Source organism: Lysinibacillus sp. F12, from assembly GCF_057773605.1.
Genome location: NZ_JBYMLP010000003.1, coordinates 472,052 through 497,223 on the forward strand (window position 1 = coordinate 472,052; position 25,172 = coordinate 497,223).

Sequence of the window (25,172 nt, forward strand, 5' to 3'; positions counted from 1 at the left end):
GGTTAATCCTACTAAAAAATATAGCAAAAAAACGTAGATTTTTCGCGTATTTATTTCCGCGTTGGGGTAGTTAGCAAATGCTGGTAAGAATTGAATGAAAATTATCCTTTACGATAAATGGCATAGAAGGAGGAATTGCAAACATGAAAAAAACACTAACTGCAATTTGTGCAACATTTCTTTTAGCAGCTCCAATTCAAATAGCTTCTGCTGCTACAAATACAACAGAGGGGAATTCAGTAAAGCAAACAACAAACTGTAAAGTTTATTATAAATGGTCTAACAATCATAAATGGAATATTCAATTCCCGCAGGCATCTACACCATCTAATGAGACGCCTTCAACAAATACTAATAATACGGCAGCAACGCCAAACAATAATCAATCATCACAAAACGAAAAACCAGCAACACCACCAGCTAGCTCTACACCTTCAACAACAACTTCAGATGTGAACGCATTTGAACAAGAGGTAGTAAAATTAACAAACGCTGAACGTACAAAAGCTGGTTTATCACCATTACAAACGGATGATAAATTAATGGCGGCAGCTCGCGAAAAATCACAGGATATGCAAAGTAATAACTATTTCTCACATACAAGCCCAACATTCGGTTCACCATTTGATCGTATGAAAGCTTTAGGGATTACCTATAAAAGTGCAGGAGAAAACATTGCACAAGGTCAACGTTCACCACAAGAAGTAGTGCAAGCGTGGATGGATTCACCTGGTCACCGTGCTAATATTTTAAATGGTAAGTTTACGCATATTGGTGTAGGCTACGTGAAATCAGGTAATTACTGGACGCAACAATTTATTACTAAATAAGAGTTGTGTTCAAGAAAATGTCTTATAAGTCTACTAGGCTTATAGGGCATTTTTTTGATGGCATGAAGGTAGAAAAGGGGGATGTACAGTTACAGCTAAAAATATTTTTCAGTAAGATGCCAAGATGATATCGTCAGGGCATCTTTTTGGGCGATGAATCCCTCTATAACGCGTTTGAAATAAGCGAAAAATGCTTATACTCTCAAGTAGAGGAGGCGTTTTATGGATAGAGTGGAATATATGATGAAAAGCCTGCAAAAAGCATTCTACCATTCCTCTGATTTGACAGTCAGACAGGTAGATTGGCATGAAGGAAATACTGCTATTTTATGCTTTTACACGTCTCTTGTAGATGCGAAGGAAGTGCAAAAAGTTCTAGATACCATTTATGCACGTTTAGATTCCGATAAACCTTTTTGGAGTGAAACATTAATTACAACATTAGACAATTTTTCATTACCCCTCGCCATTGAGCGAGTATGTCAGGGAGAAACCATCGTTATTTTGCCTGAGACAGGAAAAATGCTGGCACTTACTATAGTGAATGAAGTTCGTCGAAATCTCGAAGAGCCGAGTAACGAAAGTATTTTGCGCGGTTCACATGAAGGTCTGATTGAACGTGTGGATACCAATTTAGCGTTAATACGTAGGCGTGTCAATAATCCTGCACTGGTAGTAAAATCATTTACGATTGGTCGACAAACGAAAACAAAAGCCTATTATCTTTATATGGATGGGGTAATAAAGCAAGAGACATTACAAGAGATGGAGAAGCGGATTGCAGCTCTTCAAATAGATTATTTTTATAGCTCTGGTCAATTAAGTGATGCGTTAGAGGATTCGGTATTATCTCCCTTTCCACAATTGTTAAATACGGAGCATCCAGATCGTGTAGTAGCCAATTTAGTAGAGGGTAAGGCTGTAGTCATGACGGATATTTCACCGACGGCTTTCATTGGTCCTGTTACTTTTTTTTCTTTCTATCAAACGCCAGATGACTATAATGGTCGAGTTGTCGTCGGTTCTTTTTATAAAATTGTTCGTCTTCTGTCATTTATAACTGCCGTTTTTTTGCCCGCTTTTTATATAGCGATCATTAGTTTTCACTTTGAAGTCCTACCTTTGGAATTAAGTAATCAAGTGAAAAACGATGTCAATGAAATTCCTTATCGACCATTGATTGAAGCGTTGATTCTAGAGATTATTATGGAATTAATTCGAGAGTCAAGTATTCGATTACCACAATCGGTAGGACAAACGATTGGAATCGTAGGGGGGTTAGTAATAGGGGATGCTATCGTAAGTGCGGGATTAGTATCCAATTTAATGGTAATAGTCGTCGCCTTAACGGCTATTTCCAGCTATGTTGTCCCGTCGGTTGAATTAAATAGTACCATTCGGATGATACGTTTTCCCTTTATGGTGCTAGCCTCTTTGTTTGGGTTTTTAGGGATTGTCGTGGGGGTTGTCATATTACTCATTCATCTTATTAATTTGACGTCTTTGAAACAGCCTTATTTTTCGCCTATCATTCCTTTTCAACCGAAGGCTGTGCTGAAAATTTTTTTACGCTGGCCGTTTATCAAGCCGACCGTGCAAGTCACATCTTTCCAACCACCAAAGGATGAACAAGCCAAAAACGAGGATACACCATGAATATTTCCTTGACGAAGGCGCAGTTCTTTTTACTATTATTTATATTTCAAACGGGTATTGTCTACATCGCCTTTCAAACGCCGTTAATTAGCTCCAGTAAAAATAGCTCATGGTTAATTTTTATTGTAGCGAGTGTGATACATTATGGCCTACTTCTATTTTTTGAACGGTATCATTCGTATTTCTATTTAAATGTTTTTTTTCGTTGGGTTTATCAAATCTATTGGCTGTTATTGACTGCTGCGTTTATTGCCTATATGAGCTATGTTTTGGCATCGTGGGTATTGCCACAAACACCTGAGTGGATAGTCGTTGTCATTATTGTTGTTCTATCGCTATATGCCAACTTAAGTAGACCCGGAACGGTCATCAATATTGGTGTGATGTTGATTCCCATTATTTTCCTATTCGTCACTTTTCTAATGCTAGCGATACCAGATTTAACTTGGAGTAATCTTTTCCCCATAGAATGGAATCATACAAAACAAATAGGAGCTGGTTTGATTCATAGCATCTATGCGTACTTTGGGATTGAAATGTATCTAATTTACCGACCATTTTTACAAAAAGATTTACAGGTAAAAGGAAAGCCCTTATTGATGTATCAGCTAGTTATTTTTGTGTTTTATTTTATTTCAGTTCTTTTTACACAAATGTTTTTCTCAATCGAAGAAATCAACCTCATACCGGAGCCCATTATGTATATTTTAAAATCCCAGGAAGTTACATTTGTCAAGCGACTTGATATTTTTTTCGTTTATATTTGGCTTTCTTGGTCAATTGTCACCATCATGATTTTTGGTCTATCTTTTCGAATGCTTCATTTTGTGAAAAAAAAGCAGCATCCAAATAGTCGTATTATTGTGTATCATATTTTTCTAGCCATCCTACCACTCTTTGTCATTCATTTTCGAAGCATTGAGTTGATCAAAAATTCCTTACACTATGTATTTATCTTCTTTACTTTCTTATTACCCATAGTCATTATCGGTTGGAATAAATGGAGGGGAAAAAGTGTATCGTAAAGGGCTAATGATTGCCATGTCGTTCTTACTGCTAGCTGGATGTTGGGATGAGCGCCTTTATAAAAACTCTTCCGTTGTGACACTCGTAGGGATAGAAGGATATGTTGGAGCGTATAAAGGTTATTATGCCTATCCGACTTCGATGACTCAAGACACGGAAATTATCGAAGCAGAAGGATTGTCACCCCGTGAAGTCCGGACAAATGCAAATTTAAAAGTGGAGCAAACACTTGATTTATCGGAGCTATCAACGATTCTAATTTCTGATCATACAGCGAGAGAATCGATCTATGAATTATTGGATATTTATTTTCGGGACCCCCAAAATCCTATATCTATTAAAATGGCGCTTACGGATGGGGATGTCAAACCGTTTGTAGATTTGACAAAAGATTTAACGAATAGTGCTGGAAGCTATTACCAAAGATTTATTGAAAGTTCAGAAGATAATACCTATTTTCCGAAGGTCAATTTACAAGAAGTAGGTTCGATGCTTTTTGATCAGACAATTGATATAGCTTTGCCTTATTTTCAACTTAGTGAAGATAAAAAGCATGTGGTGGCAGGAGGCTTAGGTTTATTTACTGGACCAAGCTTTACGGGCACTGTATTAACACCGTCCCAATCCTTAACGATGCTGCTATTAATGAATCAAAAAAGTAAAGCGGCACGGATGAGCTATCTGTGGCAAAAGGATGGGAAAGTCAATCCGATTACTGTCGATGTATTAAAGGTGAAGCGTAAATGGACTGTCAATGAGGAATTGCGAACAATAGATATGAGCTATACCATTGATGTGGAGGTTGAAGAATTTCCGCACGATCATTTATATAAGGATGAAATTTTTCAGGACGTACAACAAATGATAGAGGAAAAAATGCAAGCTGAATTTGAAGAAGTCTTGCGGATTCTTCAAAATCAAAAGTCTGATACATTAGGGATTGGTCGTTATATTCGGGCTTACCATCCGAACATGTTTAAGGAAGAAGATTGGCATACAGAATTCTCCTCTTTATTACTCAAACCGAAAGTGGATGTAAAAATCATTCGAACAGGAGTTTTACGTTAAAAAATCGCCTTTCCTAGAACTTAGGATAAGGCGAATTTTATTAGGCAGCAGTCACTCTTTTTTGAACAAGTAGCAAGCGAATCAATAGTGTAGCAGCGCCAGTAGTCAATCCTGCAACGAGTCCAATCCAATAGCCAAAAGGCCCTAAATCTGTGTGGGTCGCAAGCAAATAACCAACTGGTAAACCAATTACCCAGTAAGAAATAATGGCCATAATAAATGTTATCATTACATCTTTATAGCCTCTTAAAGCACCTTGTACAGGGGCTTGGATGGAATCTGATAGCTGAAAAATAGCGGCAAAGACTAAAAATTGCACGGCATATTCAATTACGTTACTATCTGTCGTATACATGTGCGCAACGGGTTCACGGAAAATAAAGAGTATACAAGCAGAAATAAAGCTAAAGATGATGGCAGTACCCACACAAAGATAACTATATGTACGTGCATCTCGCATGCGGCCTGCACCTATTTCAAAGCCCACTAAAATGGTGACACCCATCGAAATGCTTAGGGGCACCATATAAAGGAGGGAAGTGAAGTTAATCGCAATCTGATGGGCAGCAATAATGGTTGTGCTAAAATTACTCATCATCATTGTGACGGCTGAAAAAATACTTGTTTCTGCGAAGAGTGAAATGCCAATCGGCACACCAATCAGCAAAATTTCCTTCCATTGTAGCCATGCAGGCTTGCGCCAATCGTGAAACATACGAAATCGTTCAAAAGGCACTCGTTTTGCGATAATCCAAGCAGTAATGAAGAAAATCAGCCAGTAAGTAATGGCTGTGGCTACCCCGGCTCCAATTCCACCAAGCTCAGGTGATCCAAATTTTCCGAAAATAAAAATGTAATTCAATACAATATTAATAGGTGTTGTCATTAAGGTAATGATCATCGTGACACGTGTTTGTCCGAGTGCATCAATGAAACAACGCATAACAAAAAATAAAAATAGTGGTAATAGACCAGCGCACATCGCATAGATGTAGCCCTTAGCTATAGTATGTACAGATGTTTCTAAGCTCATTTTGCTAAGTATCCAATCGATGCCAAAGAAAAGTCCGATGAAAATAATGATGGACAGTGTAATGGCGACATAAATGCCTTGTTGAACAGCCTTTTTAGCATCCATTTCCTTTTTTGCCCCAACAAGCTGGGAGACAATCGGTGTTATGGCTAGGAGAATGCCAGATAGTCCTGTATAAATCGGCATCCAGATGGAGGAACCAATCGATACACCTGCTAAATCAGACGTCCCATAGCGACTTGACATTAACACATCAAAAAAAGAAACAAGGTAGATGGCTACTTGTGTCACTAGAATAGGGATAATCATTTTTAAAAGTAGTGCGTATTTTTCTTTCAAAGTGGATGTTTGATACATGTATGATACTTCCTTCATTAACATAATGAACAAGTATAGCATATGTAAAGAGAGAAAAGCTGAAATTTTATGGCTTCATCTATATCTTTTCGTTGGCATATAGTAAAATAGAACACTGTAAACAAAAAGTAGTCTACCTACAATGGTTTTTAAGGAATAGGAGAATTCATGTGAAACAACAAACAATCATTTTAACCGGTGGTGGGACAGCTGGCCATGTATCGTTGAACCAAGCGATACTCCCGTCTTTACTTGAACTAGGTTATGATGTCCACTATATTGGCTCAGAACAGGGTATTGAAAAAGAATTAATAGGCGAGGCTTTCCCTGATGTACCTTTTTATGGTATTGCAAGCGGCAAATTGCGTCGTTACTTTTCAATGAAAAATTTTACTGATCCATTTAAGGTGCTTGCGGGAATGATGCAGGCTTTTCGTATTATTAAAAAAGTAAAGCCGCAAGTCGTATTTTCGAAAGGGGGCTTTGTTTCTGTCCCTGTTGTCATGGCAGCCAAACTGGCAGGTGTTCCAGTCGTAATCCATGAATCAGATGTGACACCTGGGCTTGCCAATAAAATTGCTTTACCTTTTGCCTCTCACGTGTTCACCATTTTTGAAGAAACATTGAAGCATTTACCAAATGATAAAGCAACTTGTACAGGTTCCATCATTCGTCCTGAATTGTTGGAAGGGGAAAGAGCAAAAGGATTAGCATACTGTGGCTTTACGACATTAAAACCTGTTTTGCTTGTCATGGGTGGAAGCTTGGGCTCAGTGGTTTTAAATGATGCCCTTCGAAAAAATTTACCAGAGCTTTTAAAACAGTTTTATGTAATTCATCTATGTGGGAAAGGGAATTATGATGAAACGTTAGCTTCATTGCCTGGCTACAAACAATTTGAATATGTGACGACAGAGTTGCCTGATTTAATGCATGCAGCAGACTTCATTGTGTCTCGAGCGGGGTCAAACTCTATCTTTGAATTTTTGGCACTTCATAAACCGATGCTTTTGGTGCCATTATCTGCTCAAAAAAGCCGTGGTGATCAAATATTAAATGCTAATTTATTTAAAAAGCAAGGCTATGCAGAAGTGTTACAGGAAGAAGCTTTAACAAAGGAATCCTTCATGAAGTCTGTTTATACATTAACAGAGCGACAAGTGGAAATGGTTGAAACGATGTCCAAAACAAAGAAACCAAAAACGCCTGACGAGATGGCGTCATTAATTTTGCACTATCAAAAATAAATATCCATTAAAAAAGCTATGAGGGATGTCGATGATGACAACACCTCATAGCTTCTTCTTATAGTAATAGGCTTACATTGCTTGTTCTTCGCCTTCTTGCATTTCATAAGCAGTTGTTAAGTAGAATAAATCCTTTGGAATTTTAAATAAATCAAATTGTGCCATACCACTATTTACTTGAGCTAACAAAGTTGGGTGACTTTCATTAGCGCTCACAACATAGGGTAATTTTAACGCAGCACGCTGTGATTTTATATTTTCAACGCGAATACGGAGGAATACCGTATGAAAATTATATTCAAAAAATAACTCGTTTAAAAAAAGCATTTTTGCCTTTTGATTATAGCCTTTTCCTTGGTAAGGGAGTCCAATCCACGTTCCTAAAAAACCTGCACCGTCTTCAACATCGTGTATACTAATGGTGCCGATTGGTTGACCCCAGTCATCAGTAATGGTCCTCGAGATAGCGAGTCCTCTCGCTTCCTCTTCGATCAATTGCTTTGTCATAAACCAGTATTCATCAGCGGATGTGGCTTTCTGACGGACAAAAGGGAATACAGAAGGGTGTGATAATAGCTCATAAAGCTCTGTACATTCATGCAGGTCTCGATGTTTAAGCATACGAAACGCCTCCTTTACTAGGGTAGTTAAAACAATTCCGTTGAAGCATAAAGAAGAAAACTAAATTTCGTACTGGAATTAAAACCCAAAGAACTAGACGTTATAACTATGATATTCCATAATCTCCCGCTGTCTTACTGATTTCGACCATACCGAAAAAAGACTAGTTTTTTAAATATAATATAACATGCTAGCTGTTTGATGCAATCATTTTGCTCGTAAAAAACAAAATTTTAAGTTTAATAGTCAGTAAATTCTGATAAATGGATAGAAATGATTCATTTATTTGCCATATTTAAAATTAAGTAAATTCTATTACTTTTATCTAAAATTAATCAATTAAATAGTTCTATAGTATTATGTTTTTATATTTAAATAGTTAAATTATCAAAAATGTCCTTAAAAGGATATAATTTATCTAATTCTAGAACGGTAATTTTTTATTTTTATGTTATAATAGCAGAATTAGTTTTTGCGTATAATGACGTATATACATAGCATTTTATTATGATGGCAATGGCCTTTTTCTGGAGGTGACAGTATGGAGTATCTTTTAAGCGAAGATTTTTTTAATGAATTATTTATTGGCAATGATTTTGTTTTTCTTATGAAAAAAGTAAAGGAAGATTTTCAATATATTCGCTTAAACAATGCAGCTCGAGAACTGTTATCGATCGATGTAATTGGAAAAATGCTTTCCGCCGTTACCTCGAATCGAAATTTTTCGATCATTCAGAAAAACTATCATCATGCAATTGAAGAACATATTCAGGTTGACTATGTAGATTATGCATATGTACAGTCGGAGGTTCGTAAATATGAAACAACTGTACGCCCTTTGCGCTATAATCAGGAAGACTTTGTTTTAGCCATTACAAAGGAAATTCATTATGACCGTAGTATTGAAGATAAGTTTTTGTTTATGCGGTCCCTATTCGATCATGCCTTTTTTTCGACTGTTGTGTTATCAGCTGAAGGTATGATTTATGAAGTGAATTCAAGCTTTATGGAAGATTTTCAAATAGATAATGAAGCCGTCAAACAAAAAATGTTTTTTGATTTACCGATTGTTCCTAAAGAAGAAATTCAGCAAATTAAATGGTATCTACAACAAGCGGCTAGAGGAGAAAACGTTCATGAAAAGTTTGTAAGACTGCTTACGTTGGATCACCAAGAACGCATGTATTTACTGTCACTTTCGCCTGTCATGCAGGAGGATAATTCCTTTGCAATCTTTCTGATTATGCAGGACTTCACACAGTTCACCTTGCAAAAAGCAGAATTACGTTCGAAATCTCACGGCTTTGAAGTGTTTAAGTCGGCATTAAATTCAGCTACGGCCATTGCTATTTTAGATAGTGAATGTCATATTTCAGAAGTGAGCGAGATGTTTTTACAAGCTTCAGGTTACACAGAAGAGGAATTAATTGGTCAGCCTTATGCGCTACTTAAGCCACGGTACCAAACACAAAATTTTTTACAATTAATCAATGATAAACTTGCTAGTGGGGAAATCTGGCGAGGAGAGCTGTGCTATCGGACCAAATATCATGCTGATTATTGGGTGGAGGCAACTATCGTCCCATTAAAAAATGAGTTTGGTGAAATTGAACAAATTTTAACCATTAACTATGATATTACAGACAAGAAAAGAATGTTCACAGAACTAAAAAATATTGAACGAACTTTCCGTCTCATTACGGAAAATACAAATGATTTAATTGTCATCACGAATGAGGATGGAATCATTATTTATGCTTCACCCTCCTATGAAATATATTTAGGCTATGAAAATGTGGAGCTACAAGGTCAGTTTTACAGTGCCATTATTGATACAGAAAGCCAGCATGAATGGCAAACATTTATAAATAACTATACTGGTCAGACAGATACACAGTTCGAGCTTTTATTGAAGGCGAAGGACGGCACACCTATTTGGACAGAAGGCAATGTCACGGTGGTTCATGACCCTGATCGAGAAAAAGTTTCACAAATTATGATGGTGTCCCGTGAAATTACCCATCGTAAAGAGAGAGAAAATGATTTGCTGTATCTTGCCTACCATGATTCTTTAACACAACTTCCTAATCGCCGTTATTTACAAAAAGAGTTTCCGACAATATTGGCAGAAGCCAACGAAAACAATGCAAGTATAGCGATGCTTTATTTAGATGGGGATGATTTTAAAGCTGTCAATGATCGCTTTGGCCATGATACAGGGGATGCTTTTATTCAGAGCTTTGGTCAGGCTTTGAGCAAAACCGTTAGAAGTCATGATATCGTTATTCGAATAGGGGGTGATGAATTTCTTGTCATCCTCACAGGTCTAACGAGGGAAATTGAAAAAAGGCATAGTCAAATTATGCATATTATCCGTCGCATTCGAGATGAATTAGCAACAGGCTGGATGATTGAGAATCATCAGTTTACGCCAACTGCTTCAATAGGAATCTCGTATTATCCTGATCATGCCCAAACATTGGATGAATTAATGGATTTGGCTGATCAAGCACTATATAAATCAAAAGAAGCAGGGAAAAATAATCTCTATATTTCGGAAGCCCATTAAAAAAGTCTGTCCACAAATTATTCGTTGTGAGACAGACTTTTTATTTGATGTTATGCTATAACAGTATAGGGATAAAAATCCTACATCGTTATTTCGGAATAGAAGGTGATTATGTGCCTAAGAAAATATTATTAGTGGAAGATGAAAAGCATATTGCGCGTTTTGTTGAGCTCGAATTACAGCATGAAGGCTATGACGTGACGGTTGCCTTTGAAGGGCGGGAAGGGCTATCCCTGGCAACAACAGATGCATTTGATGTGCTATTACTAGACGTGATGCTACCCGGTATTAATGGTATTGAAATTTGTCGGCGAATTAGGACACAATCTCAAGTGCCTATTATTTTAATAACGGCAAGAGATGCTGTTATGGATCGTGTAGCTGGTCTAGATGCTGGAGCAGATGACTACATCGTCAAGCCATTTGCGATCGAAGAACTATTAGCAAGAATTCGAACGATTATACGTCGTGCAACAACACAAGAGCCAGCAAATAGTGAATGTTTGAGTTTGCGTGATATTGAGATAGATATTGCAGCCTATGAAGTTTTCGTGCAAGGGAATAAACTCGACCTAACTAAGACAGAATATGATTTACTGAAACTATTAATTGAACACAAAAATAGAGTTTGTACACGCGAGCATATTTTAACGTCTGTATGGGGCTATGATACAGATATAGAGACCAATGTGGTAGATGTGTATATACGTCATTTACGGTCTAAGCTCCCAGGTGATACGAATGCCTATATTGAGACGGTTCGAGGGGTTGGGTATGTGATGCGTGAATGAATCAGTTACTTATGTACCTCCGTCGTCAATCTTTGCAGAAAAAATGGATGCTCACCTCCAGTAGTGTGATTTTTTTAAGCTATACGATTATTTGCGTGGTTGTTTATATTTCCCTCCATACGTGGCTATTAAATGATGAGGAAAGCAAAGTTGAACGGACTAGCAGGGATATTATTTCATTTTTACAATCACAGGGACCAGATATTACGATTCAACAAATTCAACAAAATACTGGTTTGCTCAAATCGATTGTCGACCGAGATGAAACTGTTAGAATGTTTAATGCGGACGGCGTGGATATTTTGCGTATCAATAATACTTCAGCTGCTGCACCACTTAGCTCCATGCAGGAGATTTTTGAGACGACCATTGATAAGCAGGATGTACTGGTCATGAATGAACCAATACGCTTAGGCTTTTTTCAAGGATATGTCCAGGTTGTCCATCCGCTCACTGGTTTTCAATCGCTCATGCATTATCTATTAACAGCCATGCTCATCGCAGGTGTTGGGGCATTGGTGTTATCAGGTTCTATTGGATATTATCTAGCCAATTATTTAATGAAGCCATTGCGTGAATTACGTGCTTCCATGAAAATGGTGATGGATCAAGGCTTTAATGAGCCCATACAGTTAACCAACACGTCACACGATGAGATTGGTGATTTATTGAACATGTACAATGCCATGATGAATGAGCTGCAAATTTCTTTTACACAGCAGCAACAATTTGTCGCTGATGCTTCTCATGAGCTTCGTACGCCCATCCAAGCAATTGAAGGACATCTTTCTCTGTTGAAAAGATGGGGCAAAAATGATCCAGCTATTTTAGAGGAGTCGATTGATACTTCATTAACAGAAATTGCTCGCATGCGTAAAATGATTGAGGAATTATTAGAGCTTGCAAGACGTGAGGAAAAAGATGAAATGAGTGAGGCGAATGCACTAGCTGTAATTGAAGCTGTTATCGATGAAATGGAGCTTGTACATCCAAAAGCGCGAATTATGCTGTCGAAAAATGATGAAATAGGTCCTTTATTTATAACTGAAAATGCACTAAGTCAAATCATTCGTAATATAATAGAAAATGCAATTCGTTATTGTGAAAAAATTCCTGAGATACAAATTTCTATTTCAGTTGCTGGAAATTATGCATGTTTAGAAATTGCTGATAATGGTATAGGAATAGCAAAAGACAATATTCCTTTTATATTTGATCGTTTTTATCGAGTGGATGAGGCAAGGAACCGTAAAATTGGTGGAACAGGCTTAGGATTAAGTATCTCGAAGATGTTGCTTGAAAAGTATAATGCCACGGTAGAAGTCAAGAGTGAGGTTAATATTGGAACCGTTTTCTCGTTAAAGATCCCGCTAAAATATTAAGAAAAATGCACGCTTTATTTCATTATTCTATCCTTTGCGAAAAAAATTGCTTAATTTGCTAAAAAGAGTTGTATTTTTTGTGAAGAGTAGTAAGATTGAGATGGAAAAAACGTTCTTTAAAATATGGAAAAGTAGTGTGAAACATTCTTTTAAAGAACGGCTAAATATTATATAATTAATTGCAATTTAATTAATGGAACTGCCGTAAGGCAAAATTTGGAGGTCATTTTTCATGTCGAACAACGTTACAACTGTAAGTTCTCCATGGTCAGCTTTCTCTGGTCCTAACCTAGGATATGTGATGGAGCAATACGACTTATTCTTACAGTCTCCTGAAGAAGTAGAACCGGAGTTAGTTTCTTTATTCCAACAATTTGGTGCACCAGTAGTAGTAGAAGGTGAAGTAGCTGTAGCTAGTCATACAGCAGCGGCTCCTGCTGGCGATTACAAAAAAGTGTTAGCCGCTGTGAGATTAGCCGATGCAATTCGTTCACGCGGTCATTTAGCGGCAGATATTTATCCTCTGAAAAACCGTGAACTACAAACAGCTCAAATTGACGAAAGCGCGTTCAACTTAAGCGCTGCAGATTTAGCTGAAATTCCTGCAGCAATCTTCTTCAAAGATGTGCCAGCAAACGTGAAAAATGGTAAGGATGCAATTGACTATTTAAAAGCTATTTATACAAATAAAGTAGCGTTTGAATATGAACATGTAGTAGCTACAGAAGAACGTAATTGGATTCAAGCGCAAATTGAATCAGGCTCTTTCCAACAAGCACTTTCTTCTGATGAAAAGAAAGCCTTATTAGATCGTTTAACACGTGTTGAAAATTTTGAGAAATTTATCCATAAAACATTTGTAGGACAAAAGCGTTTCTCTGGTGAGGGCTTAGATACGCAAATTGTACTATTTGATGAAATCATTAAAACTGCAGAAGCGCTAAGTGTTGAAAAAGTACGTATTGGTATGGCACACCGTGGTCGCTTAAATGTTTTAACACATATTTTAAATAAACCTTATGACATGATGTTCTCTGACTTTGCACATGTATCAAATGATTTATTTATGCCGGAAAATGGTCGCCTTGAAATTACAAAAGGGTGGACAGGTGATGTGAAATACCATATGGGTGCTTCTTATAACCGTGATTCAGGTATGAATGTGAAACTTGCCTACAACCCATCTCACTTAGAAGTGGGCAACCCAGTAGTTCTAGGTGCTACTCGTGCAACACAAGATGACACTTCAAAGCCAGGTCAAGCGGTTCATGATCGTACAAAAGGCTTAGGAATCCTAGTACACGGTGATGCAGCATTCCCAGGTCAAGGTATCGTAACTGAAGTATTAAACTTCGCTAAAACTGAAGGATTTACAACTGGTGGTACTATTCATATTATCGCGAATAATATGATTGGTTTCACTACGGAACAATATGATTCTCGTTCTTCTGTTTACTCATCTGACCCAGCAAAAGGGTATGAAGTACCAGTAGTTCATGTGAATGCAGATAGTCCAGAAGCAGTGGCTCAAGTAGGTCGCTTTGCAGCTAACTATCGTCAAAAATTTGGTAAAGATATTGTTGTTGATTTAGTTGGTTACCGCCGTCACGGTCATAACGAAACAGATGATCCAACGGTTACAAACCCAGAAACATATAAATTAGTTTCTAAGCACGAAACTGTTCGTGCGTTATATGGTGCAGCATTAGTAGCAGAAGGTCTTGTATCAACTGAAGATGTAGCAGCATTAGATACAGCTATCTATGCAGAAATGCAAGCTGCTTACGATCATGTAAAAGAAATGGCTTCAAAAGATGAGCATCATCAATTAGAAATGCCAGAAGAATTAAAAGTAGAGTTCCCACAAATTGATACAGCAGTTGGTGCAGAACGTTTAGGTAAAATCAACGAAGAGCTTCTAGTGTTTGAAGAAAACTTCGAGCCACAGAAAAAGCTTGGAAAAATTTTAGAAAAACGTCGTGATGCATTTGCATCTGCAAAAATCGATTGGGGTCATGCGGAAACTTTAGCATATGCAACAATTATCCAAGATGGCACACCAGTACGCTTCACAGGTCAAGATGCTCAACGTGGTACTTTCTCACAACGTCACTTAGTGCTTCACGATAAAAACAATGGTAATGTCTTTACACCACTTCATCATATTTCTGGTGCAAGTGCATCCTTTACAGTACACAACTCACCACTGACTGAAGCAGGGGTAGTTGGCTTTGAGTATGGTTACAATCTAGAAAATGGCCATGTATTAACAGTTTGGGAAGCACAATTTGGTGACTTTGCGAATATGGCACAAGTAATGTTTGATAACTTCATTTCAGGGGCACGCTCTAAATGGGGTCAAAAATCTGGCATGGTGATTCTATTACCACATGGTTATGAAGGCCAAGGTCCAGAGCACTCTTCAAGCCGTATGGAACGTTATTTACAAATGTCAGCAGAAAATAACTGGTTTGTAGCAAACTGTTCAAATGCAGGTAACTACTACCACTTATTACGCCGCCAAGCAGCGTTATTAGGTACTGAAGGTGTTCGTCCACTTGTGGTTGTATCACCAAAATCATTATTGCGTCATCCATTAGCAGCAGCTAATGCTGAGCAATTAGCAGATGGTTCATTCCAAGAAGTGATTGAACAACCTGGCTTAGGTACAAAAACGGATGCTGTAGAGCGTATCGTATTAGGTACTGGTAAAGTGATGATCGACTTAGCAGATCGCGTGAAAGATGGAGAAGGTTTCGATCACTTACACATTGTTCGTGTAGAACAACTTTACCCATTCCCAAAAGAGCAAGTTGCTGGTATTATTGCTAAGTATCCTAATGCTAAAGAAATCGTATGGGTACAAGAAGAACCTAAAAACCAAGGCTCATGGAATTATGCTCTAGAAACATTATATGAACTTGCAGAAGGTAAAAAGCTTCGCTATGTAGGTCGTCCTGCAATGAGCTCAACTTCTGAAGGAGATGCAGATTCTCATAAAGCAGCTCAATCATCACTTATTGAAGAAGCAGTTGCTGAGCCAGTAAAGGTTAAATAATCACATATAAATATTGATAGCTGGGCTACTTGCCCATAAGCAGTAGCCCTTTTATGTGCATCATGCACGTTAATCAAAGGAGGAAATGAAAGTGGCTGAAATTAAAGTCCCTGAATTAGCAGAATCGATTACAGAAGGTAGTATCGCACAGTGGGTAAAAAAAGTGGGCGATCGCGTTGAAAAAGGTGAATTCATCGTTGAACTTGAAACAGATAAAGTAAACGCTGAAATCATTTCTGAAGAAGCAGGTGTATTAACACAAATTTTAGCTGAAGAAGGCGATACTGTACTAGTTGGTCAAGTTATCGCAATTGTAGAAGCAGGCGAAGGCGCAGCAGCTGCACCAGTAGCGGCAGCACCAGCTGAAGCAGCTCCAGCTCCAGCAGCGCCACAAGCAGCACCTGCAGCACCAGTAGCAGCAGCACCTGTAGTAGAAGAAACTTCTGGTGAGCGTGTCATTGCATCTCCAGCGGCACGTCGACTTGCACGTGAAAAAGGTATTGACCTTGCAGCGGTATCACCAGTAGATCCACAAGGCCGTGTACGTGTACAAGATGTAGCGGCACATGGTACAGCACCAGTAGTAGCAGCACCTACACCAGTAGCAACTACAGGTGGCCCAGTTGTATTCACACCAGCAGCTAATTCTGACCGTGTAACGATTGAAAAAATGAGCCGTCGTCGTCAAACAATTGCAAAACGTTTATTAGAAGTTAAACAATCAACAGCAATGTTAACAACATTCAACGAAATTGACATGACAAACATCATGGCACTTCGTAAACGTAAACAAGAAGAGTTTGTGAAAGCAAACGACATCAAACTTGGTTTCATGTCATTCTTCACTAAAGCTGTTGTTGCAGCACTGAAAAAATACCCATACGTAAACGCTCAAATCTCTGGCGATGAAATTCATTTAAATAACTTCTTTGATATCGGTATTGCAGTATCAACTGAAGAAGGTTTAGTAGTACCAGTTGTACGCGATGCGAATAGCAAAAACTTTGCAGAAATCGAAAAAGATATCGCTAACTTAGCGACAAAAGCTCGTGATAAAAAATTAGGCTTAAATGACATGGCTGGTGGATCATTCACAATCACAAATGGTGGTGTATTCGGTTCATTAATGTCAACACCAATTATGAACGGTACGCAAGCTGGTATTTTAGGTATGCACTCCATTGTAAACCGTCCGGTTGCAGTAAATGGTGAAGTTCAAATCCGTCCAATGATGTATGTAGCACTTTCTTACGATCACCGTATCATCGATGGAAAAGATTCTGTAGGATTCTTAAAAACAGTTAAAGAGTTAATCGAAAATCCTGAAGATTTATTATTAAATTCATAATTCCTTTAAACCCTGCAAACTTTGCAGGGTTTTTTCTTGGCTTCTGTATCACTAAAGTCATTAGTAATTTTGATAATCCAAAACTATTTACTTAGTATAAAAAGAATAGGTAGTAAAAATATGTTGTTTTCCAGCAGATATATGGATAAAAATACGTAGATTAATAATGGATAGGGCAAGCATAATACCCTAATATTGTCATTAGTCAGAAAAATGATAAAACTCTCTTGACGTACATACTAGTTTTATAGTAGTATCTAAATATCAATTAAATAAACAAACCTCACTAACAAACATCAGTGAGGTAGAGGCGCGGTATTTATTAGTTCATTGTTGAGTACAAGCAAACAAAGACGCAATGAAGAAGGAAATATCGCCGAAGTATAAAAGGAGCTCGTACTTTTATGCTGGGTCTGCAGTGAATAAGTGCAGGACTGTCCTAGTAAATTCATTTCCAGGTTTACTAGGTTGTGCTATCTCGGAAACATGGAATACTAGTGAGGATTTGGGCAACTGTCATAAAAGGTAAGACCTAAGTTCACAAGACTTAGGTCTTTTTTCGTACAGTTGTCTTATTTTTTTACAGAAAAGGGGAGTTTTTCATGAAAAGAAAATGGTTGTTAGTAATGATCTCTATCATGACGGCAATTGTGCTAGCTGCATGTGGCACTAGTGACAAAAAAGAAAGTAGTTCAGGTGATGCTGGCGCAGATAAAGAAGAAGGCGGCGGTGAATTCCGAATTGGAATGGAGGCGGGCTACCCACCATTCAACTGGACACAGCAAAACGATGCAAATGGAGCAGTAAAAATTGCAGATAACGCAGAGTATGCAGGTGGCTATGATGTACAAATGGCGAAAAAAATCGCTGAAGGTTTAGGCAAAGAATTAGTGATCGTCAAATTGGAATGGGACGGCTTAGTACCAGCGCTACAATCTAATAAAATTGATGCAATCATCGCGGGAATGTCGCCAACAGAAGAACGTAAGAAAACAATTGATTTTACTGAAAACTACTATACTTCTGATTTTGTAATGGTTATTAAAAAAGGTAGTAAATATGAAGGTGTCAAATCAATCCAAGATTTCTCTGGCGCAAAAATTACATCACAACTGAATACTTCCAACTACAATGTGATTGATCAAATTAAAGGTGTCAATAAACAAACAGCAATGGAAAGCTTCCCAGCGATGCGTGTAGCTTTAGAGGCAGGCAAAATTGATGGATATGTAGCCGAACGTCCTGAAGGAATTTCTGCGGCAGCTGCCAACGATAAATTCACATACGTAGCATTTGAAGAAGGCTTTGATACAGATCTTTCAAATACTTCGATTGCTGTAGGCTTACGTAAAGATGATGCTAATCTAGAAAAAATCAATGAAATCCTAAAAGGTATTTCTGAAGATGATCGTCAAGCGATAATGGAAGAAGCTATTTCTCAGCAACCAGCAGCACAATAAAAAAATGGCACGGACTAGTTGCTAGTCCGTGCACTATCATTTCATCATTATTAAAATGAGAACCTCTCTACATAATGATAATGTCCTAGCGAAATAAATCATAGACTAGTAGAAAAAGCTAGGGCACGAAAAAGATAGCAAGCAACATGACATTGTAAGGAGGAACATCATGAGTCTTGAATGGATACTTTCAATTATTGAAAACAACTGGCAAATGTTTTTACGAGGTGCGTATTATACGTTACTGATTTCGACTATAAGTACAATTATTGGTGCATTTATCGGATTTTTCATCGGAATTATGCATACGATTCCAGTTCGTAAAAAAGGTGTGAAATTTTATAGCTTAAAGCTTATTAATTTTATACTCACATGCTATGTTGAATTTTTCCGTGGTACACCAATGATTGTACAGGCTATGGTTGTCTACTATGGATTAGATATCGCATTTGGCATAGACATGCACTTTATTACAGCGGGGATTTTAGTCGTTTCACTTAATACAGGTGCCTATATGGCAGAAATTGTCCGAGGTGGTATCGTATCGATTGATAATGGTCAATATGAGGCAGCATCAGCTATCGGTATGAATCACTTCCAAATCATGCTTCACGTAGTCCTACCACAAGTAGCACGAAACGTACTGCCTGCGACAGGCAACCAATTAATTATGAATATTAAAGATACAGCTGTACTAAACGTTATTGGAGTAACAGAATTATTCTTCCAAACAAAATCAATCTCCGGTAACAACTTCCGTTATTTTGAATCGTTCTTTGTAGCTTGTATTCTTTATTTCATAATGACATTCACTGCATCACGAATCCTTCTCTATGTTGAAAAACGTTTAGATGGACCAGATGCCTATCAAAAAGAACAAAAAGAAGCAATATAGGGGGACGCACAAATGGCAGTCATTAAAATTGAACATTTAAGTAAATCATTTGGACGTAACCAAGTGTTAAAAGATGTTAATTTTCAAGTGGAAAAAGGAGAAGTTGTTTGCTTAATAGGCTCCTCTGGTTCAGGCAAATCCACTTTACTTCGTTGCATTAATTTATTAGAAACACCAAGTGGTGGGCAAATTATTTATCAAGGGGAAGACATCCTAGATGAAAAACACAATATCCAAGAATATCGAACACATTTAGGGATGGTATTCCAGCAATTCAATTTATTTAACAACCACAATGTTTTAAATAATTGTACGGTGGGGCAAATAAAAGTTTTAAAACGCTCGAAGAAGGAAGCAGAGGAAACAGCGCTTAAATATTTGAACATTGTTGGTATGGAACAATATGTAAACGCAAAGCCTCGACAGCTTTCAGGGGGGCAAAAGCAACGCGTAGCCATTGCCAGAGCATTATCCATGAATCCTGAAGTGATGCTTTTTGACGAACCTACATCAGCACTAGACCCTGAGATGGTAGGGGAGGTATTAAAAGTGATGCGTCAATTAGCTGATGCAGGCAATACGATGCTGATTGTAACGCATGAGATGGAGTTTGCCAAAGAGGTAGCAGATCGCGTAGTCTTTATGGATAAAGGTGTAATTGTCGAAGAGGGCCCACCATCACAGGTATTAATAAACCCTCAGCATGATCGGACGAAAGAGTTTTTAAAACGAACATTAAAGCAGTAGGACCTCATCAAAAAAAGTGAGTCCTATAATAGAGACTCACTTACTTTCTGGAATTCCATTCTGCATAAAGGACAAAGCAGATTACGAATGCTATTGCAATAATAAAAAACCATTGTGGTACACCGCCAAAGCTCATCATAACACCTCAAATGTAAAATTATTTTTGGATAGATTAGGTATTGTATTTCTTTTTTCTCCACAAAAGCCTAAAAATATTATAAAATAGGCATTAGACATTAGCTTTATGCTAGTAAAGAGAGGTAGAGAGAATATGTTACATTTAAAATGGAAAGATGCGCCAACATTACGAACAGTGACTTGCAAACATACCAATGCATCAAAATACCTAGTATCAAATGTTTTAACAGTAGGAAAAGAATATGAAGTAAAAAATGAAACAGAAGAGTTCATTTTTATCATTGATAACACTGGCAACGTCGGTGGCTACTATAAAGATTATTTTGCATAAAAAGAAGATAGGGTGGTTCAGATCATTTACTGAGCCACCCTTTTTTTCATGAATCCCTCTGATAGCCTCTTATATCCGTCGTATTTTGCAACTGTTGCTTTTCCTGTTCCGTCGCCGTATGTAAGGCGAACACATCTTTTATAGCTGTTTGTAGCTCATATTGCGTTTCCTTAAATTTCGATACTTGCTGTTCGAATGAAGGTCTTGCAAAACGATCCTGTGTCTGTAATAATCGTTCCTCAAGCTGTGCATAATGATGATCCATATGCATGGATAGCATCATTGCTAGTTGATTTTTCCATAAAGGAATTAATGTGACAATGGAAAACTCAATTTTTTCAGCTAATGTTTGATTCGCTTGCTGTATCATACGAATTTGTGGTGCCGTTTGTAGGGCTACTTGTTGAGAAACCTGTAAATCATAAATACGTTGATCCAGCCTCTCAATTTGTGCAGCGAAATCATTTAGTTGTTGAATGGCAAGAGGCTGTTTATTTGCTTGGACACTTGTTATTTTTGTAGGAAGCTCCACCTCAATGGCCTGCTGCTTTTTCATTTGACCAGCTGCAATCGCAGTAGCTAGTTCCTCGAAAAATCCTCGATTATGTGTATAAAGTGCTTCTAAATTCTCTACATCCCGAATTAGTTGGAGCTGAGCACGTTCCAATTGCACCCCGATACGTTCCACCTGAATACTAATACGCTCAAATTCTGTTAGGGTTTGTTTCACAGTAGGCTCTGTTTTACCACCAAATATTTTTTTGAAAAAGGTTTGTTTTTTTGGCTCTAAAGCTGTCGGGTCTACGCGATCTAAGGTTTGCATTAAGGAGTCTAGCATTTGACCTATTTTGGTCACGTCCTTTTGCTTCACCTGCGCTAACATTCGATCCGCAAACTGGGACAGGGAACGCTGTGAATCCTGTCCTAAAGACAGCAATGATTCAAAATCAGTTAAATCAATTTGGCTGGCATATAGTAAAGCCCGACTTTGCGCAAGAGGCGATAGCGTTTCGTACGTCGCCATCGCCTCATTTTGTGGAGTTGTTTCTAAATAAGATTGTACTAATGGAGAAAGACCAGGAATGGTATTTAATTGAAAAGCATGTTCATCTGCCGTCATTTGTCATCGCCTCGCCAGTCCAATTGTTCTCTACGTCTAAGATTAGAACGATTTGCGAATTCAATCTCCATTTGTAGGTGGTCAATATCATTCGCAAGCGCATCCTTTAAATCAATTTGAATCGTATCATTTAAGTCCGTTAGTGTTTCACGCGTTTTTGATAACGTCAATTGAATTTCTTTATCCTTCACAGGCTGTCTAGAAAGCATTGTATACTTATCCGTTAATTCCACTGCTGAAGGTAAATGTGCATAGAAAAAGGGTTCAACATTGTAAAACTTACGTGGGTCTGTCTTGACAATTTTGACGATGTTTTTTGAAATACGGGTCATCTCCAGTAGTTGTTTAAAAGCAGATACGGAACGTACACGTAAATAGTTTTGACTTAATGTTTGAATTTGCTTATTAGCGGTTGATAATTGTGTTTCAATGTGTTTGAATTCTTCTTTTGTGATACCTGCTATTTGCATGACTTTCTTTTTTTGTCTATGTTTCAGCAACGCTGTACTCGTCGCATATGAACCAGCAAACAGTAAACCACCAAGGAAGAATCCAGGATTTGCTGCAATTGCTGCGATAGAAACAGTTGTTAGCGAAATAACGAAGCTAGCAGTATGTCTAGAAAAAAACTGTCCAATACTAAGCATTGTTTCTTCCTCCTTGCATTTCAATATGTCTATCTTCTTATACGAAATAATCGACATAAAGTTTCAATGAAAAATGAAACCTTACATAAATTTTACTGCGAATCGCAAATTTTCTCAATGATATTACCTAGAATAACTAGGATTAAGTTGTTCAGTATGTATGTCCACTTATTTTTAAGAGATTTGTGAACATCATATCGTATGGATTCGAAATTCTAATGATTAGGTTTATGTGCTGTCTAGCTTGAAATAAACGTGTTGACTTATTTTTCGATCGTGCGGTTCTATTTCCTAGTGTAAGAATTAAGCATGGATGTTACTTTTTTATTCCCTAATACAAAACATCAACAACTGCTTTTAAACGAACCACCAATCTAAGTGCTTATTTTAAAATAGTTTAATAAACCAAAATAGGATAATTATTGTATAATAAAGTCGGTATATATGATAATAGGATTGTGAAAAAAGAAAGCGGTGGAAAAATGAACAATAAAAAAGGAATAATTATTGCTAGCATCATACTCTTATACTGTGTAATTGACGTTATCTATACATTTGTATTATCTGGAAAAATCAATTGGTCTATATTATTTTTAGCCGTATGTATGATTGGTTTAATAGAGGTCGCCATATTCAATAATAAATACCTAAAAAAGAATATAAATCATTAATTATTATAGGGTGCATTTACCTTTAATACCTTGTAAAAAAGAAGAGCCAGACTAAACAATGTCTGACTCCATTCGTACATATCCTTTTAAATCATCATATAACTCTAAAGAAAATGAATTGGAATCGGCTTGGGGACTAACACCCTTTTGGACAAAAAGAAGGAATTCATTCAGCGCTTTTTCAGGTCCTTCTACTTCAACCTCAATTTGCTCGGCAGCATTCAATCTACAATACCCTTTTAGCCCTAATTCAATGGCTTTTTGTTTAATAAAGAATCGGTAGCCTGTCCCATAGACGTCACCAAAAAATTTAATACTTGCTCGTTTGTTCAAGGAAATACCTCCTACCATTAGAGAGGGGATGAGCCTCTCTCTTTATTGCATAACTCGTTCCTTTTCTAAATAGGCAATTAAGTTATTAATATAATATAGAACTTGAGTTGACGCTTCATCTACTTCTTTAAGATGGCTATCAGCTTGTGCGATATTGCCAGCTTTAAAGGCTGTTGCCGCACGCTTCGCTGATTCGTGGACAAGTAAATGATAATTGTCTAAATCATGATAATCCTGTAAATGACCGAAACGCTCCACCGTACGAGAAGCTGTATACCATTTGCCAAGTCGACATTCTCTATGCGAAGAAACATCACTTGGTTCAACATGTTCTAGGCCAAGGAACATGTTATAAATGCGCCATTTCCATAAAATATGATCAGCTTTAGATAGCTGTAAAAGGGCTATGGATGAAAGCTGTACATTATTATTGGCAATAATATCATTACGGAAACGATTGATTTCTTTCCCTAAAAGGTGGATATCACTGGATGTATTATGACTATAATCTCGAATATCTTCCTGCAAGCTAGAAATTTCAATCATTCTAGAGGAGACTTCATCGATGGCTGCCGCCTGTTGCTGCGAAATCGCTGCTGTATTGGTCACATCTAAGTTAATACCTTCAATCGCATGGACAATCGCATTCAATAATGGTAACGATTCTTTCGCCTCAACAGTTGCTTCTTTAATGATTGCTGTTGTTTCAGTAATCGAGTCGGAGACTTCATTGGAATAGCTCTTTAAATGGTGAACATTCGTTGAAACCTCGCTCAAAGCCGAGACTGTGCTTTCCGCAAGTTTTCGTACTTCTTGTGCGACAACCGCAAAGCCCTTGCCATGTTCACCCGCACGTGCAGCTTCAATGGAGGCATTTAGAGCCAGTAAATTGGTCTGGTCCGCAATTTGGTTGATTAATGTCACGACTTGTTCAATATCATTCACCCGTTTTTGTAATTCTGAAAAAGATTCTACAATCGAAGTAAACGTTTCTTCCGTTTTAAAGATTTCTGATAATGCATGTTCAATGGCATTTTTACCTTGTGTCGCATGGTCAACAGATTCAGTTGTTTTCTCAGATATATGAGAGGACATGCGGGCAACTTCATTGATTGAAGCGGCAATTTCCTCAGTAGCAGCTGTAGAGGACTGGATCTCCTCATTTTGCTTATCTAAACTAAATACTAAATCTTTCATATACATGATTTTGGCATTGACGTCCATCAAGGATGATATTTCACCCACAACATTCTCAATGATGCGCTCCGTCAATACCTCCACTAATAGTTCCTGATCGACATTGACAGCGGACTGGAAGGATTTCATAAACTGGAAGGCTTTATTGGGCTTCATTCCAAAGTTATGTAAAATATAAGTAGTAATATAAAAGGCAAACTGATTGAAAACGACAATTAATTTACCAGGCTCATATTGATGCTTACGGAATAAATTGAAAAACTTGACGGTTTCATCCACATATTCGTCATCCCGCGTTGCTAGGAAAAATTGTGTTAAGTATTGATTAATGTTTTCTTCACTAATGGTTAATTGAGAGGTAGGGGATATCTCACTTAAATAGTGGTGAAAAATGGCATTCATAGAAGGAGTAATATCTTTTAGCTTTTCGTAGAGCGTCTTTAAATGCTCTTCATCTTGCGTATTGAAATGGTTAAATGCCAATGTTTGATGGAATCGGCCTGTTGCACGTAAATCTGTACCACGTTTTAGTAGTTCTTCTAGCTCAGCTTTAGGTCGAATGCTTGAAAACATATAAAAACCTCCAAAAATTATGTATAATAAGGTAATAATAGCATAATTCAGGTGGTTTTAATAGACATTTCGGG

General features: G+C 37.5%; 20 protein-coding genes and 1 riboswitch. Of the genes, 14 read left to right on the forward strand and 6 right to left on the reverse strand.

What is annotated here, in order from left to right:
• The first annotated feature begins 143 nt into the window (after positions 1-143).
• From AC3CH7_RS16370 to AC3CH7_RS16385, 4 genes are all read left to right on the forward strand, one after another.
• Positions 144-830 (forward strand): CAP domain-containing protein, encoded by a 687-nt coding sequence (locus AC3CH7_RS16370; RefSeq protein WP_012294395.1) that lies wholly within the window; start codon positions 144-146, stop codon positions 828-830.
• 222 nt (positions 831-1,052) lie between these two features.
• Complete coding sequence (locus tag AC3CH7_RS16375) at positions 1,053-2,486, forward strand: spore germination protein (protein WP_488381647.1); 1,434 nt, start codon at positions 1,053-1,055, stop codon at positions 2,484-2,486.
• Entirely contained in the window at positions 2,483-3,511 is a 1,029-nt protein-coding gene (locus AC3CH7_RS16380; protein WP_488381648.1) for a GerAB/ArcD/ProY family transporter, read from the forward strand. The genes AC3CH7_RS16375 and AC3CH7_RS16380 overlap by 4 nt, the downstream gene beginning before the upstream one ends.
• Complete coding sequence (locus AC3CH7_RS16385) at positions 3,501-4,580, forward strand: Ger(x)C family spore germination protein (protein ID WP_031418179.1); 1,080 nt, start codon at positions 3,501-3,503, stop codon at positions 4,578-4,580. Before AC3CH7_RS16380 ends, AC3CH7_RS16385 begins: the two co-directional genes overlap by 11 nt.
• A gap of 40 nt (positions 4,581-4,620) precedes the next feature.
• On the opposite strand, the gene AC3CH7_RS16390 is transcribed toward AC3CH7_RS16385, so the two are convergent.
• Positions 4,621-5,970, reverse strand: coding sequence for an MATE family efflux transporter (locus AC3CH7_RS16390; RefSeq protein WP_099805155.1), 1,350 nt, complete (start codon positions 5,968-5,970; stop codon positions 4,621-4,623).
• A 170-nt stretch (positions 5,971-6,140) separates the two neighbouring features.
• Here AC3CH7_RS16390 and murG point away from each other — a divergent pair, with 170 nt between their 5' ends.
• Positions 6,141-7,217 (forward strand): undecaprenyldiphospho-muramoylpentapeptide beta-N-acetylglucosaminyltransferase, encoded by a 1,077-nt coding sequence (murG, locus tag AC3CH7_RS16395; protein ID WP_012294400.1) that lies wholly within the window; start codon positions 6,141-6,143, stop codon positions 7,215-7,217.
• Between the two features lie 72 nt (positions 7,218-7,289).
• On the opposite strand, the gene AC3CH7_RS16400 is transcribed toward murG, so the two are convergent.
• Positions 7,290-7,838: a GNAT family N-acetyltransferase gene (locus AC3CH7_RS16400; RefSeq protein ID WP_012294401.1), complete on the reverse strand. Its 549-nt coding sequence runs from the start codon at positions 7,836-7,838 to the stop codon at positions 7,290-7,292.
• Positions 7,839-8,379: 541 nt separating this feature from the next.
• Between AC3CH7_RS16400 and AC3CH7_RS16405 the strand changes: the two genes are divergently transcribed.
• The 9 genes from AC3CH7_RS16405 to AC3CH7_RS16445 all read left to right on the forward strand — a co-directional run bounded on the left by AC3CH7_RS16405 (position 8,380) and on the right by AC3CH7_RS16445 (position 20,557).
• Complete coding sequence (locus tag AC3CH7_RS16405; RefSeq protein ID WP_281486477.1) at positions 8,380-10,407, forward strand: sensor domain-containing diguanylate cyclase; 2,028 nt, start codon at positions 8,380-8,382, stop codon at positions 10,405-10,407.
• Positions 10,408-10,520: 113 nt separating this feature from the next.
• A complete protein-coding gene (locus AC3CH7_RS16410; protein ID WP_036168245.1) occupies positions 10,521-11,198 on the forward strand; it encodes a response regulator transcription factor in 678 nt (225 codons plus the stop codon).
• On the forward strand, positions 11,195-12,580 hold the full coding sequence (locus AC3CH7_RS16415; RefSeq protein ID WP_036161625.1) for a HAMP domain-containing sensor histidine kinase: 1,386 nt from the start codon (positions 11,195-11,197) through the stop codon (positions 12,578-12,580). Before AC3CH7_RS16410 ends, AC3CH7_RS16415 begins: the two co-directional genes overlap by 4 nt.
• Positions 12,581-12,812: 232 nt before the next feature.
• On the forward strand, positions 12,813-15,638 hold the full coding sequence (locus AC3CH7_RS16420) for a 2-oxoglutarate dehydrogenase E1 component (RefSeq protein WP_036168246.1): 2,826 nt from the start codon (positions 12,813-12,815) through the stop codon (positions 15,636-15,638).
• A 91-nt stretch (positions 15,639-15,729) separates the two neighbouring features.
• Positions 15,730-16,986: a 2-oxoglutarate dehydrogenase complex dihydrolipoyllysine-residue succinyltransferase gene (gene odhB / locus AC3CH7_RS16425; protein WP_031418188.1), complete on the forward strand. Its 1,257-nt coding sequence runs from the start codon at positions 15,730-15,732 to the stop codon at positions 16,984-16,986.
• Between the two features lie 297 nt (positions 16,987-17,283).
• A riboswitch (Lysine riboswitch) is annotated at positions 17,284-17,470 on the forward strand.
• A 118-nt stretch (positions 17,471-17,588) separates the two neighbouring features.
• Positions 17,589-18,446 carry a transporter substrate-binding domain-containing protein gene (locus tag AC3CH7_RS16430; RefSeq protein ID WP_031418189.1) on the forward strand — a complete coding sequence of 286 codons (858 nt, stop codon included), beginning with the start codon at positions 17,589-17,591 and terminating at the stop codon, positions 18,444-18,446.
• A 169-nt stretch (positions 18,447-18,615) separates the two neighbouring features.
• Positions 18,616-19,341 carry an amino acid ABC transporter permease gene (locus AC3CH7_RS16435; RefSeq protein ID WP_012294408.1) on the forward strand — a complete coding sequence of 242 codons (726 nt, stop codon included), beginning with the start codon at positions 18,616-18,618 and terminating at the stop codon, positions 19,339-19,341.
• A gap of 12 nt (positions 19,342-19,353) precedes the next feature.
• Positions 19,354-20,088, forward strand: a complete 735-nt coding sequence (locus AC3CH7_RS16440) for an amino acid ABC transporter ATP-binding protein (RefSeq protein ID WP_012294409.1) — start codon at positions 19,354-19,356, stop codon at positions 20,086-20,088.
• Between the two features lie 271 nt (positions 20,089-20,359).
• Entirely contained in the window at positions 20,360-20,557 is a 198-nt protein-coding gene (locus AC3CH7_RS16445; RefSeq protein WP_012294410.1) for a DUF6501 family protein, read from the forward strand.
• A 46-nt stretch (positions 20,558-20,603) separates the two neighbouring features.
• Here AC3CH7_RS16445 and AC3CH7_RS16450 read toward each other — a convergent pair whose 3' ends face one another.
• From AC3CH7_RS16450 to AC3CH7_RS16465, 4 genes are all read right to left on the reverse strand, one after another.
• A complete protein-coding gene (locus tag AC3CH7_RS16450; RefSeq protein ID WP_447402953.1) occupies positions 20,604-21,677 on the reverse strand; it encodes a toxic anion resistance protein in 1,074 nt (357 codons plus the stop codon).
• Positions 21,674-22,324, reverse strand: a complete 651-nt coding sequence (locus tag AC3CH7_RS16455; RefSeq protein WP_012294412.1) for a 5-bromo-4-chloroindolyl phosphate hydrolysis family protein — start codon at positions 22,322-22,324, stop codon at positions 21,674-21,676. Before AC3CH7_RS16455 ends, AC3CH7_RS16450 begins: the two co-directional genes overlap by 4 nt.
• Before the next feature lie 722 nt (positions 22,325-23,046).
• Positions 23,047-23,328 carry an acylphosphatase gene (locus tag AC3CH7_RS16460; RefSeq protein ID WP_031418192.1) on the reverse strand — a complete coding sequence of 94 codons (282 nt, stop codon included), beginning with the start codon at positions 23,326-23,328 and terminating at the stop codon, positions 23,047-23,049.
• Between the two features lie 42 nt (positions 23,329-23,370).
• Positions 23,371-25,098: a methyl-accepting chemotaxis protein gene (locus AC3CH7_RS16465; RefSeq protein ID WP_012294415.1), complete on the reverse strand. Its 1,728-nt coding sequence runs from the start codon at positions 25,096-25,098 to the stop codon at positions 23,371-23,373.
• Positions 25,099-25,172 lie beyond the last annotated feature (74 nt).